At 63.5% G+C, this 13,082-nt stretch carries 12 protein-coding genes, 1 tRNA gene and 1 other RNA gene; 8 read left to right on the top strand and 6 right to left on the bottom strand.

Annotated features, from left to right (window positions below; genetic code table 11):
* Positions 1-73 precede the first annotated feature (73 nt).
* Genes ACLM42_RS11800 through ACLM42_RS11790 form a run of 3 tightly spaced genes read left to right on the top strand, consistent with a single transcriptional unit; the run spans position 74 to position 6,087 of the window.
* Positions 74-2,494: a phosphoketolase gene (locus ACLM42_RS11800; protein WP_415399227.1), complete on the top strand. Its 2,421-nt coding sequence runs from the start codon at positions 74-76 to the stop codon at positions 2,492-2,494.
* The gene (locus tag ACLM42_RS11795; protein WP_415399226.1) at positions 2,494-5,019 is read left to right on the top strand and encodes a glycogen/starch/alpha-glucan phosphorylase; all 2,526 of its coding nucleotides are present in this window, start codon (positions 2,494-2,496) and stop codon (positions 5,017-5,019) included. Before ACLM42_RS11800 ends, ACLM42_RS11795 begins: the two co-directional genes overlap by 1 nt.
* A gap of 15 nt (positions 5,020-5,034) precedes the next feature.
* Positions 5,035-6,087: an acetate/propionate family kinase gene (locus ACLM42_RS11790; RefSeq protein ID WP_415399225.1), complete on the top strand. Its 1,053-nt coding sequence runs from the start codon at positions 5,035-5,037 to the stop codon at positions 6,085-6,087.
* Here ACLM42_RS11790 and ACLM42_RS11785 read toward each other — a convergent pair.
* From ACLM42_RS11785 to ACLM42_RS11775, 3 genes are all read right to left on the bottom strand, one after another.
* A complete protein-coding gene (locus tag ACLM42_RS11785) occupies positions 6,023-6,484 on the bottom strand; it encodes a hypothetical protein (protein ID WP_415400181.1) in 462 nt (153 codons plus the stop codon). The genes ACLM42_RS11790 and ACLM42_RS11785 overlap by 65 nt on opposite strands.
* 76 nt (positions 6,485-6,560) lie before the next feature.
* The gene (locus tag ACLM42_RS11780; protein ID WP_415399224.1) at positions 6,561-6,875 is read right to left on the bottom strand and encodes a hypothetical protein; all 315 of its coding nucleotides are present in this window, start codon (positions 6,873-6,875) and stop codon (positions 6,561-6,563) included.
* A gap of 92 nt (positions 6,876-6,967) precedes the next feature.
* A tRNA-Arg gene (locus tag ACLM42_RS11775) sits at positions 6,968-7,041 on the bottom strand.
* 22 nt (positions 7,042-7,063) lie between these two features.
* Here ACLM42_RS11775 and rnpB point away from each other — a divergent pair.
* Together rnpB and rnc are read left to right on the top strand one after the other, a co-directional pair.
* Positions 7,064-7,461: RNase P RNA component class A (gene rnpB / locus ACLM42_RS11770), an RNA gene on the top strand.
* A 2-nt stretch (positions 7,462-7,463) separates the two neighbouring features.
* A complete protein-coding gene (gene rnc, locus ACLM42_RS11765) occupies positions 7,464-8,174 on the top strand; it encodes a ribonuclease III (RefSeq protein ID WP_415399223.1) in 711 nt (236 codons plus the stop codon).
* On the opposite strand, the gene ACLM42_RS11760 is transcribed toward rnc, so the two are convergent.
* Positions 8,152-8,334: an NAD(P)H dehydrogenase subunit NdhS gene (locus ACLM42_RS11760; protein ID WP_010314017.1), complete on the bottom strand. Its 183-nt coding sequence runs from the start codon at positions 8,332-8,334 to the stop codon at positions 8,152-8,154. The genes rnc and ACLM42_RS11760 overlap by 23 nt on opposite strands.
* 54 nt (positions 8,335-8,388) lie before the next feature.
* Between ACLM42_RS11760 and rimM the strand changes: the two genes are divergently transcribed.
* A complete protein-coding gene (rimM, locus tag ACLM42_RS11755; RefSeq protein ID WP_415399222.1) occupies positions 8,389-8,991 on the top strand; it encodes a ribosome maturation factor RimM in 603 nt (200 codons plus the stop codon).
* 69 nt (positions 8,992-9,060) lie between these two features.
* Positions 9,061-10,491 (top strand): mannose-1-phosphate guanylyltransferase/mannose-6-phosphate isomerase, encoded by a 1,431-nt coding sequence (locus ACLM42_RS11750; protein ID WP_415399221.1) that lies wholly within the window; start codon positions 9,061-9,063, stop codon positions 10,489-10,491.
* 4 nt (positions 10,492-10,495) lie between these two features.
* Here the strand turns inward: ACLM42_RS11750 and glmS are convergent, their stop codons facing one another.
* Together glmS and psaC are read right to left on the bottom strand one after the other, a co-directional pair.
* The gene (gene glmS, locus ACLM42_RS11745) at positions 10,496-12,388 is read right to left on the bottom strand and encodes a glutamine--fructose-6-phosphate transaminase (isomerizing) (RefSeq protein ID WP_415400180.1); all 1,893 of its coding nucleotides are present in this window, start codon (positions 12,386-12,388) and stop codon (positions 10,496-10,498) included.
* 60 nt (positions 12,389-12,448) lie between these two features.
* Positions 12,449-12,694: a photosystem I iron-sulfur center protein PsaC gene (gene psaC, locus ACLM42_RS11740; RefSeq protein ID WP_006850103.1), complete on the bottom strand. Its 246-nt coding sequence runs from the start codon at positions 12,692-12,694 to the stop codon at positions 12,449-12,451.
* 137 nt (positions 12,695-12,831) lie between these two features.
* Between psaC and acpP the strand changes: the two genes are divergently transcribed.
* Positions 12,832-13,074, top strand: a complete 243-nt coding sequence (gene acpP / locus ACLM42_RS11735; RefSeq protein WP_010312348.1) for an acyl carrier protein — start codon at positions 12,832-12,834, stop codon at positions 13,072-13,074.
* Positions 13,075-13,082: the final 8 nt, after the last annotated feature.

Raw genomic sequence — 13,082 nt, 5'->3', positions numbered from 1 at the left:
CGAGAGTCTCGCCCGACGGCGTCATTTCCTGTGACCACGGCTACCTTCCGCCCAGGCACAAGCAGCGGAAGCCATGGCCATCGATTCCGCCCATCCCTTGCCAGCAGAGGAGTTTGAGCGACTGAACGCCTGGTGGCGTGCCGCCAACTACCTGGCGGTGGGAATGATCTATCTCCAGGACAACCCGCTGCTGCGGGAGCCACTGAAGCCTGAGCACATCAAAAACCGCCTGCTCGGGCACTGGGGCTCCAGCCCAGGGCAGGCCTTCATCTGGGCCCACGCCAATCGGGTGATCCAGCGCCATGGGCTGAACGCGATCTACCTCTCGGGGCCAGGCCATGGCGCACCGGGGGTGCTCGGCCCCACCTACCTCGATGGCTCCTATTCGGAGATCTATCCGGACAAATCACTGGATGCCGAAGGCCTGAAGCGCTTCTTCAAGCAGTTCTCCTTTCCCGGTCACATCGGCAGCCACTGCACCCCCGAAACCCCGGGATCGATCCATGAAGGGGGAGAACTGGGCTATGTCCTCTCCCACGCCTGCGGCGCGGTCTTCGACAACCCGGAGCTGATCGCCATTGCCTGCGTTGGTGATGGCGAGGCGGAGACAGGGCCTCTCGCCACCAGCTGGCACATCAACAAGTTCCTCAACCCCATCAGCGATGGGGTGGTGCTGCCGGTGCTGCACCTCAACGGCTACAAAATCGCCAACCCGACCCTGCTAGCCCGCATTCCTAAGCAGGAGCTCAGCAGCCTGCTGCGGGGCTACGGCTGGGAGCCGCTGTTTGTCGAAGGCAGCGATCCGCAGGCGATGCATCAAGCGATGGCCTCCGCCATGGATCAGGTCATCAGCCGGCTGCAGGAGATCCGCCAGCACGCCCAGGAGGAAGGCGGCGCCGACCAGGCCAGCCGACCGATCTGGCCGATGATCGTGTTGCGCTCCCCCAAGGGCTGGACAGGGCCTGAAGCGCTCCACGGCCATCGGATTGAAGGGTTCTGGCGTGCCCATCAAGTGCCCCTTCCAAACCCCAAGCAGGATCCCGAGCAACTCCAGCAACTGGAGGCCTGGCTCAAGAGTTATCGCCCCGAGGAACTCTTCAACAAAGAAGGACGACTCCGCCCAGAGCTGCAGGCACTGTCGCCCAGCGGGACCAAGCGCATGGGATCCAACCCCCATGCCAATGGGGGGTTGCTGCGCCACCCCCTGACCCTCCCGGATCGGGAGCGGTATGCAGTGCCGGTCTCCAAACCCGGGGTGAGCCGCCATGGCAACACCGCTGCCCTAGGGGCACTACTGCGGGACGCGATCGCCCAAAACCCAACCAACCTGCGGGTCTTCGGCCCTGACGAAACCGCCTCCAACCGGCTGCAGGCCATCTACGAGTGCAGCAAAAAGGTCTGGATGGCGGAACTGCGGCCCGAAGACAGCGATGGCGGGGAGCTGGCCAGGCAGGGACGGGTCGTGGAGATGCTCAGTGAACACACCTTGGTGGGGATGCTCGAGGGGTATCTCCTGACGGGCCGCTACGGCCTGTTCCACACCTACGAGGCCTTTGCTCACGTGATCGCCTCGATGTTCAACCAGCACGCCAAATGGCTAGAGAGCTGCCGCCACCACGCCCCTTGGCGCGCCGCAATCGCCCCCTGGACCTGCCTGATCTCCTCAACGGTCTGGCGTCAGGACCACAACGGGTTCACCCACCAGGACCCGGGGTTCATTGATCTGACCGGCAACAAGAGCGGCGATGTGGTGCGGGTCTACCTCCCGGCCGATGCCAACTGCCTGCTGGCCGTCGCCGAGGAGGCCTTGGTGGAGCCTGACGTCTGCAACCTGATCGTCAGCGACAAGCAAGAGCACCTGCAGTACCTCTCCCTTGAGCAGGCCAGAACCCATGTCGCGAAGGGCGTCGGCCTCTGGGGCTGGGCCAGCAATGACCACGTCAGTGGGCAGCCAGATGAGCCGGATGTGGTGATGGCCTGCGCCGGTGACATCCCCACCCAGGAGACCCTGGCGGCGGTGGAGATCCTGCGGCGGGAGCTCCCCGAGCTACGGGTCCGGGTCCTGAATGTGGTGAAGCTCTTTGCCCTGACGCAACCGAGCGAACATCCCCATGGCTTAAGCGATCGGGATTTCGACACACTCTTCACCACCAATCGCCCGGTTCTGTTCAACTTCCATGGGTATCCCTGGTTGATCCACCGGTTGACCTACCGGCGCCGCAACCATGCCAATTTCCATGTCCGTGGATACAAGGAAAAAGGCAACATCAACACCCCGCTGGAACTGGCGATGAACAACCAAATCGACCGGTTCAGCTTGGTGATCGATGTGATCGACAGAGTTCCGGGGTTAATGTCCCGCGCTGCTCACATCAAGGAGCAGATGAAGGAATCGATCCTGGCCAATCGCGCTTACGCGCATGAGCACGGGATGGATGCCCCGGAGATCAGCAATTGGCAGTGGAGCACTGCAGTCCCAACCGAGCTGGCCTGATGAAAGAGCAATCGCCGCGTCAACTGCAACTACCCACGCCCGGTTGCTACGCCGATCCCGACCGCAGCGGTTTGGCGGCAGACGATGTGTTCGACGGGATGGCCGAACACCTCTTCTACACGCTGGGCAAACTCGCTCCCACCGCAAGCCGCCACGACCTCTACCTGGCCCTCAGCCACGCAGTTCGCGACCGCTTGATGACCCGCTATCTGGCGGGCAATGAGGCCATGCGGGCCACCCCCACCCGGGTGGTGGCTTACCTCTCAGCGGAATTCCTGATCGGTCCCCAGCTGGGCAACAACCTCTTAATGCTCGGCATCCAGGAGGCGGCCACAGAAGCCCTGCGCCGCTTTGGAATCGACAGCCTCGAAGAGATCCTCGAGGTGGAAGAGGAGCCCGGCCTGGGCAATGGCGGCTTGGGTCGCCTGGCGGCTTGCTACATGGAATCCCTCGCCAGCCTCGAGATCCCCGCGACCGGCTACGGCATTCGCTACGAGTTCGGGATCTTTGACCAGCTGATCCGCGACGGATGGCAGGTGGAGATCACCGACAAATGGCTCAAGGGCGGCTGGCCCTGGGAGATCCCCCACCCGGATCAGGCCTGCTTCGTCGGCTTTGGCGGACGGACGGAGAGCTACCGCGATGAACGCGGCAACTATCGGGTGCGCTGGATCCCCGATGAGCACGCCATCGGTGTGCCCCATGACGTCCCGGTCCTCGGCTACCGGGTCAACACCTGTGACCGCCTGCGCCTTTGGCGAGCCGATGCCAGCGAGAGCTTTGATTTCTACGCCTTCAACATCGGCGACTACTACGGCGCTGTCGAAGAGAAGGTGGGGAGCGAGACCCTCTCCAAGGTCCTCTACCCCAACGACGGCACCGATGAAGGCCGTCGGCTGCGGCTGAAGCAGCAGCACTTCTTCGTGAGCTGCTCCCTTCAGGACATGCTGCGCAGCCTGGACCAACGGGGCATCCCGGTCGAAGAATTCCCCGACCACTGGGCCGTTCAACTGAACGACACCCACCCGGCCATCGCCGTGGCCGAGTTGATGCGTCTGCTGATCGATGACAAGCACCTCACCTGGGAGCAGGCCTGGGACATCACCTGCCGCTCGGTCGCTTACACCAACCACACCCTGCTGCCAGAGGCCCTGGAGAAATGGGGCCTGCCGCTCTTTGGCTCCCTGCTGCCGCGGCACCTGGAGCTGATCTACGAAATCAATCGCCGCTTCCTGCAAAGCGTGCGGCTCCGCTACCCCGGCAATGAGGTGCTGCTGCGCAAGCTCTCCATCATTGATGAGGAAGGCCAAAAAGCTGTGCGCATGGCGAACCTCGCCACCGTGGCCTCCCACCACATCAATGGTGTGGCCGCCCTCCACAGCGAGCTGGTGCGCACCAAGTTGTTCCCTGAATTTGCGGAGCTCTGGCCAGAGAAATTCACCAACGTCACCAACGGCGTGACCCCTCGGCGCTGGGTGGCCCTCTCCAATCCCCCGTTGCGCAAGCTCCTGGCCGAAAGCATCGGTGAAGGCTGGGTCTCGGACCTCGATCAGCTCAAGCAACTCGAGCAGTACCAACACGACAGCGGCTTCCTGGAGCGCTGGGAGCAGACAAAACTCGCCAGCAAGCGCCAACTGGCCAACTACATCCACCGCCAAAGCGGACTGCTGGTGGATCCGTCCTCGATGTTTGACGTTCAGGTCAAGCGCATCCACGAGTACAAGCGCCAGCACCTCAACGCCCTACAGGTGATCGCCCAGTACCTGCGGATCAAGAACGGCCAGGCCAAGGACATGGCGCCGCGCACCGTGATCTTTGGCGGCAAGGCGGCCCCGGGTTACTACATGGCCAAGCTGATCATCCGCTTCCTCAACGGGATCGCGGAGACGATCAACGCCGACCCCGACATGGATGGACGGCTGCGGGTGGTCTTCCTCCCGGACTACAACGTAAAGCTCGGGGAACGGGTCTACCCGGCCTCCGACCTCTCCGAGCAGATCTCCACTGCAGGCCTGGAGGCCTCCGGCACCGGCAACATGAAGTTCGCCATGAATGGGGCCCTGACGATCGGCACCCTGGATGGCGCCAACGTGGAAATCCGCGAGCAGGTCGGTCCGGAGAACTTCTTCCTCTTCGGTATGACCGAAACGGAGGTGGCCCAACTCCACAGCGATGGCTATCGCCCGTGGGAGCACATCGCCAAGCTCCCCGAACTGCAGCAGGTGCTGAAGCTGATCGAACAGGGTCACTTCAGCGGCGGTGATGGTGATCTGTTCCGTCCCCTGCTGGAGAACCTGACCGGCCGCGATCCCTTCTGCGTCTTGGCGGACTTCAACGATTACCTGCGAGTTCAGCAACAGGTGAGCCAGGCCTGGGCCGACCGCCATGCCTGGAACCGGATGTCACTGCTGAACACGGCCCGCACCGGCTTCTTCTCCTCCGATCGCTCGATCAAGGAGTACGCCGACCGCATCTGGAAGGCGGAGCCCTTCCCCGTCACGATTACCTGCAACCTCGAGGAGTAGGGATCCAGCGTCGCCATGGCGATCCTGGTGCTCAACGTGGGCAGCTCCAGCCTCAAGGCGGCTGTCTTTGACACATCGGGAACCGAGCGACTCTGGAATGCCTCCCGTTCGGGGGTGAAACTCCCCGGGGACTTGGATACATGGCTCGGCCCAGCACTGGCTCCCTGGTGGAGTCAGATCTCGCGAGCTGGCCACCGGGTGGTCCATGGCGGTGAGCGCTTCCGGGCGCCGACACCGATCACCCCCTCGACCCTGCCTGAGCTGGAGGCCTTGAGCCCACTGGCACCGCTGCACAATCCGCCGGCCCTCGCCGCGATTCGGTGGCTGCAGCAGCAGCGGCCCGACCTGCCGCAATGGGCCTGCTTTGACACCGCCTTTCACGCCACCCTGCCGGAGGCGGCCTACAGCTACGCCATCCCCCAAGAGCTGCGGAGCCAGGGCTACCGCCGCTTCGGCTTCCATGGGATCAACCACCAACACGTGTCCCAACTGGCGCCTGGGCCGCGGCTGATCAGCGTTCACCTCGGTGCCGGCTGCTCCGTGGCCGCCATCACCGAAGGCCAATGCATCGACACCTCCATGGGTTTCACACCGATGGAAGGGCTGGTGATGGCCACCCGCAGCGGCTCGATCGACCCAGGCTTACTGCTGGCCCTGCTCCACAACGGCATGGGAGTCAGAGCAGTGGACGACATGCTCAACCACCACAGCGGCCTCGCTGGCCTCTCTGGCCTAAACGGTGACTGGAAAGAACTCCGAGGGGCGGCCGCTCAAGGGCACAGGGGTGCCCAACTCGCGATTCAAGTCTTCCTGCACCGCCTAAAAGCGGGGATCGCGGCGATGACGTCCAGCCTGGGGGGTGTCGATCAGATTGCGCTGACAGGGGGAATTGGATCCAATGACAGCGAGCTGCTTGAGCAACTAAAAGACGAGATGTCCTGGCTTGGGACGCCCCAATGGCTTCAGATTCTTGCCGATGAGGAGGGAATGATCGCCAGGCTGATCAGCGATCGGGAAGATCGGGGGTTTGGTGCAACAAGCGGTTCAGACGCAGGCGATCGGCATTGAGCGGATCGGGAGCGAGCTCGCCGGCAATCTCACGGAACTTGTGTTCCACAGGCTCAGGAACGCGCACATCAAAGATCCGCTCCATGAGGGCCTCGATGGAGAAGAGGTGAGCGTTGATGTTCTCGAGATCGTTAACGGCCTGCTGGAGCGCATCGTGGGCCGAAGCTTCCTGGGGAGCGGCGCCAGCAGCGGCCGCAGCAGGGGCGGACTGGGCGTCGGAGTCAGGAGTGGATTTCTGGAGATCCTCAAGGACCCGACCAGCCAGGGTGCGAAATGACTGCAGAGCAGCCCAGCTGAGCTCCTGTTGCTGACGCAGCGTGGGATTCTCCCGAATCAACCGGTCGTGTTCCCGGTAGAACCGCTGACAGTCAGGGCATTGGCAGGGCTCTTCCGGCACCGCGGTCCCTTCGTTGGTCAAATCACATCATGACACCAGGTTGACTCAGAAATAAAGGGAATCTGAATTTGTTGGCTTAGGCCGCAAGAGAATCGCCGGGCTCGCTTGAGTCTTCAGTGGCTCCGGGAATCGGAATCTCAATCGAGCTGACCACCTGGATCACATCGCGCAGGCGCATCGAATCGGCGAACCAGGCCATGGCCTGATCGGTGTCGCCTTCATGGACCGCCTCGTTGGCGCTGTCCTCGTGGGCCTCAGCCAACAGGGCCAACCAGCAGAGGCAGCGGGCCTGGATCACAGAGAGGTCTAGGCCGTCGGGAAGGCTGTTGACGATCCGCTCGCTCTCCTGTTGCACCAGTAGCCGCAGCCTGAGATCATGCAGCTGTGCCATGGCGATGTGGCGATTGCATACACGCTAGCGGTAGTGGCAACGTCCAGCACGCCACTACCGGTAGCGGTGACTACCCCTGCGCGCATCGAAGACGGGGCTGGCGGGACTCGAACCCACGACCTACGGTTTAGGAAACCGTCGCTCTATCCGGCTGAGCTACAGCCCCCCAGGTCGCCATTATGGGGTTTGAAAGCAGGCGAGGTGATCGCGACCGGGAGACGCCCAAGCCCTCGGGCTGGTGGAACGGACCGGTTGAGGAAAGTCCGGGCTCCCCAATGGCCAGGCTTGCTGGGTAACGCCCAGTGCGGGTGACCGTGAGGAGAGTGCCACAGAAACACACCGCCGATGGCCCCTCGGGGATCAGGCAAGGGTGCAAAGGTGCGGTAAGAGCGCACCAGCAGCATCGAGAGGTGCTGGCTCGGTAAACCCCGGCTGGGAGCAAGGCCTAGGAACAAGGGTTGGCCATGACACCCGTTCCGCTTTTCTTGCGCCGCTTGAGGCCACCGGTAACGGTGGTCCCAGACAGATGATCGCCCCCTTTCTTCGGAGAGGAGAACAGAACCCGGCTTACGTCCTGCTTTCACCCCAATGAACGCTGAACGCCACGCCCAATTGCTGCAGTTCATCGAGGGTCTGGGGCTCACACCCCAGGCCGGCATGGACCTCAAGCGACTGGATGAGGCCCTCACCCACACCTCCGCCGGGCTCAGCGTCAACCACGAAAAACTGGAATTTCTTGGGGACGCCGTGCTGCGGCTGGCGGCCTCGGAATTCCTCGAGCAGCACTACCCCCACTTGAGCGTTGGGCAGAGCTCAGCTCTGCGGGCCCAACTGGTCAGCGACCGATGGCTTGCAGAACTCGGCCAGACGGTGGGCATCGACGCCGTCTTACGCATGGGTCCAACGGCAGCAGGAGATGCCAGTGCCCAGGCCACCCTGAGGGCCGAAGCCTGTGAAGCCTGCATCGGGGCGCTTTATCGCATTTGGGGCGACCTCAGGCCGGTGCTGCTTTGGCTGACCCCCCACTGGCAAAGAACCGCAAAGGCTTTTGAAGCCGATCCCCACCTGCACAACTGGAAATCAGCGCTGCAGGAATGGAGCCAGGGCCAAAAACGCGGCCTACCGGATTACCGCTGCCAAGAGATCAGTCAGATCCACGCCGATCCGCGGCGCTTCCACTGCCGAGTGAACCTGGAAGAGAAGACCCTGGGCGATGGCTGGGGCCGGTCCCGCCGGCAGGCCGAACAGGAGGCAGCCCGCGCTGCACTGGCCAGCCTCAGGCTTGCTCGAGGATCTTGAGGGGCATGGTGACAAGCTTGTCCCAGTTACCGCCTTCAAACAGCACAGCAGCGTTGCTACCGCTGATGCGCTGCACAAAGCCCTGATAGCCGTTGTAGATGGAGCGCCCATCACGCACAACCACGGTGGAGCCGGGCAGGATCGGCAGGGAATCAGCCATAGGAAGGCCCAGTCGCCCGATCATTATCGAGGCTGAGGTGTGGCCCTTGGGCTGATGGAGCAACAACCCGAGCTGCTGGTGGTCGGAAAGATCGTTGCCGCCCAAGGACTGCGCGGCGAACTGCGCGTCAATCCCCTGAGCGATTTCCCCGAACGCTTCACCAAGGCCGGACCCCGCTGGATGCGCGCTCCAGCCCAAAAGCGTGGACCCGCAGCGGAACCTCAAGAAATTCAGCTGCTCTCAGGCCGGCAACTTCCTGGCAAGGAGCTGTTTGTCATCAGGATCGAGGGCATCAACGACCGCAGCAGCGCCGAAGCCTGCGTCGGCCAGGAACTCCTGGTCCCCAGCGATCAGCGCCCGAAACTCGCCCGAGGTGAATTCCACCTGCTGGATCTGGTGGGCCTGGAGGTGCGGCTCCTGGAGACGGGCACCCCCATCGGCCAGGTGCAAGATCTGCTCCATGCGGGCAACGACCTATTGGAGGTGCAACTCGACGGCAAAAAGCAGCCCCTCTGGATCCCCTTTGTCGAATCGATTGTTCCCCGGGTGGAGCTCCAGGAGGGCTGGATCGGCATCACCCCACCGCCTGGGTTACTGGAGTTGGCCGAGCCCAACAAAGCCGCACCCGAGAACGAAACAGAGGACGGACAGAGCTAAACCAGCACCAAGCCCGCAAGCAAAGCTGACGGGCTTGGTTTGAAATGGTGTGCAAGAGGAGTGCACTCCATGGCGGCCCTGGTTCCAGTCATTCTTTGCGGTGGGACTGGAACCCGCCTCTGGCCCCTATCAAGGGCCAGTTATCCCAAGCAGTATTGGGCCCTGGCGGGCCCAGGCGAGGAAACCCTGCTGCAGCAGACCCAGCAGCGCCTGGAGGGCATCGCTGATCTCCAGCCGCCTCTGCTGATCTGCAACGAAGACCACCGCTTCATCGTGGCCGAGCAGATGCGCCAGATCGGCGTGGATCCCTCGGCGATCCTGCTGGAGCCCGTGGGCCGCAACACCGCACCGGCCGTGGCCATTGCCGCCCTGCAGGCCATGGCCGCTGGCGATGACCCGCTGCTGCTGGTGCTGGCCGCCGACCACGTCATTCGCGATGGCGCCGCCTTCCGCAGCACGGTCCAAGCGGGTGTCCAGGCCGCGCAAGCGGGCCAACTGGTGACCTTCGGGATCGTCCCCACCGCCCCCGAGACTGGCTACGGCTACATCGAAGCCGCCCAACCCCTAGGAGATGCGGGCCAACCTGTGCCCATCGCCCGGTTCGTGGAGAAGCCCGACCGCGCCACCGCCGAAGGCTTCCTGGCCACCGGCCGCTTCACCTGGAACAGCGGCATGTTCCTGTTCAAGGCCAGCATGATCCTGGCGGAACTGGAGCGGCTCGCCCCTGAGGTGGTCCAGGCCTGCCGCAATGCCCTAGCTCAAGGCGGCTCGGACCTGAACTTCCAACGCCTCGAGACGGACGCCTTTGCCCAGTGCCCCAACGTCGCCATCGACGTGGCCGTGATGGAGCGAACCGACCGGGGCGCCGTGCTGCCGCTGCAGGCCGGTTGGAGCGATGTGGGCAGCTGGAGCGCCCTCTGGGAAACCGCCGATCAGGACGAGCAGGGCAACGTGCTGCGGGGCCGGGTCATCAGCGAGAACAGCCGCAACTGCTATCTGCGCAGTGAGCACCGCTTGGTGGTGGGCCTTGGCGTCGAAGACCTGGTGGTGGTGGAAACCAATGACGTGGTGCTCGTCGCCAAAAGGGATCAGGCCCAGAACGTCAAAAGCATCGTCGGGCTGCTCGAGCAAAGCGGCGCACCGGAGAGCAAGGCCCACCGCAAGATCTACCGGCCCTGGGGCGCCTACGACGGCATCACCGAAGGCGACCGCTGGCAGGTGAAGCGCATCAGCGTGAACCCCGGAGCCTCGCTCTCGCTGCAGATGCACCACCACCGGGCTGAGCACTGGATCGTGGTGCAAGGCACCGCCGTCGTCGAGAAGGACGGCATTGAGGAGTTGGTGGGCGAGAACCAGAGCACCTACATCCCCCTGGGCTGCAAACACCGGCTCTCAAACCCGGGCAAGATCCCCGTAGAGATGATTGAGGTCCAGAGCGGCCCCTACTTGGGCGAAGACGACATCGTCCGCTTCGAGGACCTCTACGGGCGCAGCGCTTAAGGCGCTACTCCACCGTCACGCTCTTGGCGAGATTGCGGGGCTGATCCACATCCAGCCCCCGGTGGGCTGCTATGTGATAGCTGAGCAGCTGCATCGGCACGACCGTCAGCAGCGGACTCAGGAGCTCGTCCACCTCCGGCACGGGCAGCAGGGTGTCGAACAGCTCAGCGTCCGGGCAGTTCGGGGCCACCCCCACCAACTGGGCATCCCGCGCCTTGGCCTCCTGGGCATTGCTGAGCACCTTGTCGAAGACGCTCCCTGGAACGGCAATCGAAACCACAGGCACCCGAGCATCCAAGAGGGCGATCGGGCCGTGCTTCATCTCTCCGGCGGGATAGCCCTCGGCATGGATGTAGCTGATCTCCTTGAGCTTCAGGGCCCCCTCGAGGGCAATCGGGTAGTTGATGCCTCGTCCCAGGAAGATCACGTCCTGGGTCTCAGCGAACAGGTGGGCCATCTGCTCGCAGCGGCTGTCGTGGTCATCCACCAGGCTCCGGAGCTGTTGAGGCAGCCCCCGTAGCCCAGCGATCAGCTGCTGCACGGCCTCAGCGCCAAGGACCCCAGGCCGGCCTGAGCGGCGCTCGGCAAAGGCGATGGCCAAGCCGTAGAAGGCCAGCAGCTGGCCAAGGAAGGTCTTGGTGGCCGCCACACCCACCTCAATGCCCGCGCCGATGTCGAGGATTTGATCGACCATCCGGCCCAGGGAACTTTCAGGGCGATTGGTGATCCCAAGCAGGCGGGGCGCGAAGGCCGGATCGGCAACGGCGCGGCGACGCTCCTGCTCCATTGCAAGCGCCGCCAGAGTGTCGGCCGTTTCACCCGACTGGGTCACCCCAATGGTGAGGGTGTTCGCCGCGAGCGGGGGCGGGGCGTAGCGGAATTCGCTGGCGTAATAGACGCTGGTGGGGATCCCGGCCAACTGCTCCAGGAGATAGGCCCCCACCAAAGCGGCATGGCGACTGGTGCCGCAGGCAAGCACCTGGATGCGCTCGATTCCTTCAAAGACGCTCTCATCGAGGGGCAGAGCAACCCGAGCTGAGGAGTCCGGGAGATGGCGCGCGACCCAAAGCGCTGCGGTTTCTGGCTGCTCATGAATTTCCTTGAGCATGAAGTGGCGGAAGCTGCGCTTATCCGCCACGTGGTCGCTGCCGCTCAGGAGCGTGGGCGCCCGCTGAACCCGAGCTCCGGCCTGGTCATAGAGCTCAATGCCAAGGGGGGTCAGCAGGGCAACTTCCCCGTCTTCCATCGGCAGGATGGTGCGGGTGAATCCGGCCAGGGCAGGGGTATCACTGGCGCAGAGAAATTCCCCTTCGCCTAGGCCAATGAGCAAGGGCGCTGCCTTGCGGGCCACCACAAGGGCACCGGGGAGGGCCGCCCAAACCACGGCCAGGGCATAGGCCCCGTGCAGGCGCGGCAGGACTGCCTGAACGGCCTGAAGCAACAGCTGAGGTGAGGCGCTCTGGCCCGATGCCTCCAGGCGATCGAGCTCCTGGCTCAAGAGGTGAGGGATGACCTCGGTGTCGGTGTCTGAGCGGAAGACCACACCGGTGGCCTGGAGCGCTTCACGCAAGCTCCGGTAGTTCTCGATGATCCCGTTCTGAACCACCGCCAAACGGCGCGGACCGTCGAGGTGCGGGTGGGCGTTGCGCTCTTCTGGCTTGCCATGGGTCGCCCAGCGGGTATGGCCAATGCCGCACTGCCCCTGGGCACCTTGGGCATCAAAACGAGCCGTGAGGTTGGCAAGCTTGCCCTCGGCACGCAGACAGGTGAGGCCGGAGTCCTCAGCAACCGTGGCGATGCCGGCTGAGTCGTAGCCCCGATATTCGAGCTGACGCAGACCCTCCAACAGGAGCGGTGCCGCCTCGCGCGAACCAATCACCGCAACGATGCCGCACATAGCGCCTGGAACCAATAAAAAAGCCCGGCTGGGCCGGGCTTGAGCTTATGGGAGCTGGGCTTAGTAAGCCAGGCCCATGGAGCGGGTGGTTTCGTCTCCCAGGTAGACGCGAATGGAGAGGAAATCGGTGGGACAAGCCGTCTCACAGCGCTTGCAACCAACGCAATCCTCGGTGCGGGGGGAGGAGGCAATCTGACCGGCCTTACAGCCATCCCAGGGCACCATCTCGAGAACATCGAGAGGGCATGCCCGAACGCACTGGGTGCAGCCGATGCAGGTGTCGTAAATCTTGACAGCGTGGGACATGTCGTCTCTGGACGCGACGCCCAAAGTACTCATGCCGAACGGGATCCAACTCACGGACCCCGGCGGCCGTCACCCTTGTTCATACGCGTTTAGGGAATCCGCCCTACCCGTAGGATGCGGCGTCCGACACTCCGGCCATGTCCCAGGAAGCGATCTTCGAGAAAGTCCGCTCGATCGTTGTTGAGCAGCTGAGCGTTGATGCCGGCGAGGTCAAGCCTGAATCCAACTTCCAGAACGATCTGGGCGCTGACTCACTCGACACCGTTGAACTCGTGATGGCCCTGGAAGAGGCCTTCGATATCGAGATCCCCGACGAAGCCGCTGAGGGCATCGCCACCGTTGGCGACGCCGTCAAATACATCCAGGACAAGCAGGCCTGAGGAAGAAA

The sequence above is a fragment of the Synechococcus sp. W4D4 genome (assembly GCF_047716805.1).
Lineage (GTDB): Bacteria > Cyanobacteriota > Cyanobacteriia > PCC-6307 > Cyanobiaceae > Vulcanococcus.
The sequence above is the reverse complement of the archived record's forward strand: the minus strand, read 5'-3'. Positions and strand labels throughout refer to the sequence as shown.

What these genes read in the sequence shown, in the direction of transcription:
- ACLM42_RS11800 (WP_415399227.1), top strand. Translation starts at nt 74, where the DNA reads ATGGCCATCGATTCCGCCCATCCCTTGCCAGCAGAGGAGTTTGAGCGA.
- ACLM42_RS11795 (WP_415399226.1), top strand. Translation starts at nt 2,494, where the DNA reads ATGAAAGAGCAATCGCCGCGTCAACTGCAACTACCCACGCCCGGTTGC.
- ACLM42_RS11790 (WP_415399225.1), top strand. Translation starts at nt 5,035, where the DNA reads ATGGCGATCCTGGTGCTCAACGTGGGCAGCTCCAGCCTCAAGGCGGCT.
- ACLM42_RS11780 (WP_415399224.1), bottom strand. Translation starts at nt 6,875, where the DNA reads ATGGCACAGCTGCATGATCTCAGGCTGCGGCTACTGGTGCAACAGGAG.
- rnc (WP_415399223.1), top strand. Translation starts at nt 7,464, where the DNA reads ATGAACGCTGAACGCCACGCCCAATTGCTGCAGTTCATCGAGGGTCTG.
- ACLM42_RS11760 (WP_010314017.1), bottom strand. Translation starts at nt 8,334, where the DNA reads ATGGCTGATTCCCTGCCGATCCTGCCCGGCTCCACCGTGGTTGTGCGT.
- rimM (WP_415399222.1), top strand. Translation starts at nt 8,389, where the DNA reads ATGGAGCAACAACCCGAGCTGCTGGTGGTCGGAAAGATCGTTGCCGCC.
- ACLM42_RS11750 (WP_415399221.1), top strand. Translation starts at nt 9,061, where the DNA reads ATGGCGGCCCTGGTTCCAGTCATTCTTTGCGGTGGGACTGGAACCCGC.
- glmS (WP_415400180.1), bottom strand. Translation starts at nt 12,388, where the DNA reads ATGTGCGGCATCGTTGCGGTGATTGGTTCGCGCGAGGCGGCACCGCTC.
- psaC (WP_006850103.1), bottom strand. Translation starts at nt 12,694, where the DNA reads ATGTCCCACGCTGTCAAGATTTACGACACCTGCATCGGCTGCACCCAG.
- acpP (WP_010312348.1), top strand. Translation starts at nt 12,832, where the DNA reads ATGTCCCAGGAAGCGATCTTCGAGAAAGTCCGCTCGATCGTTGTTGAG.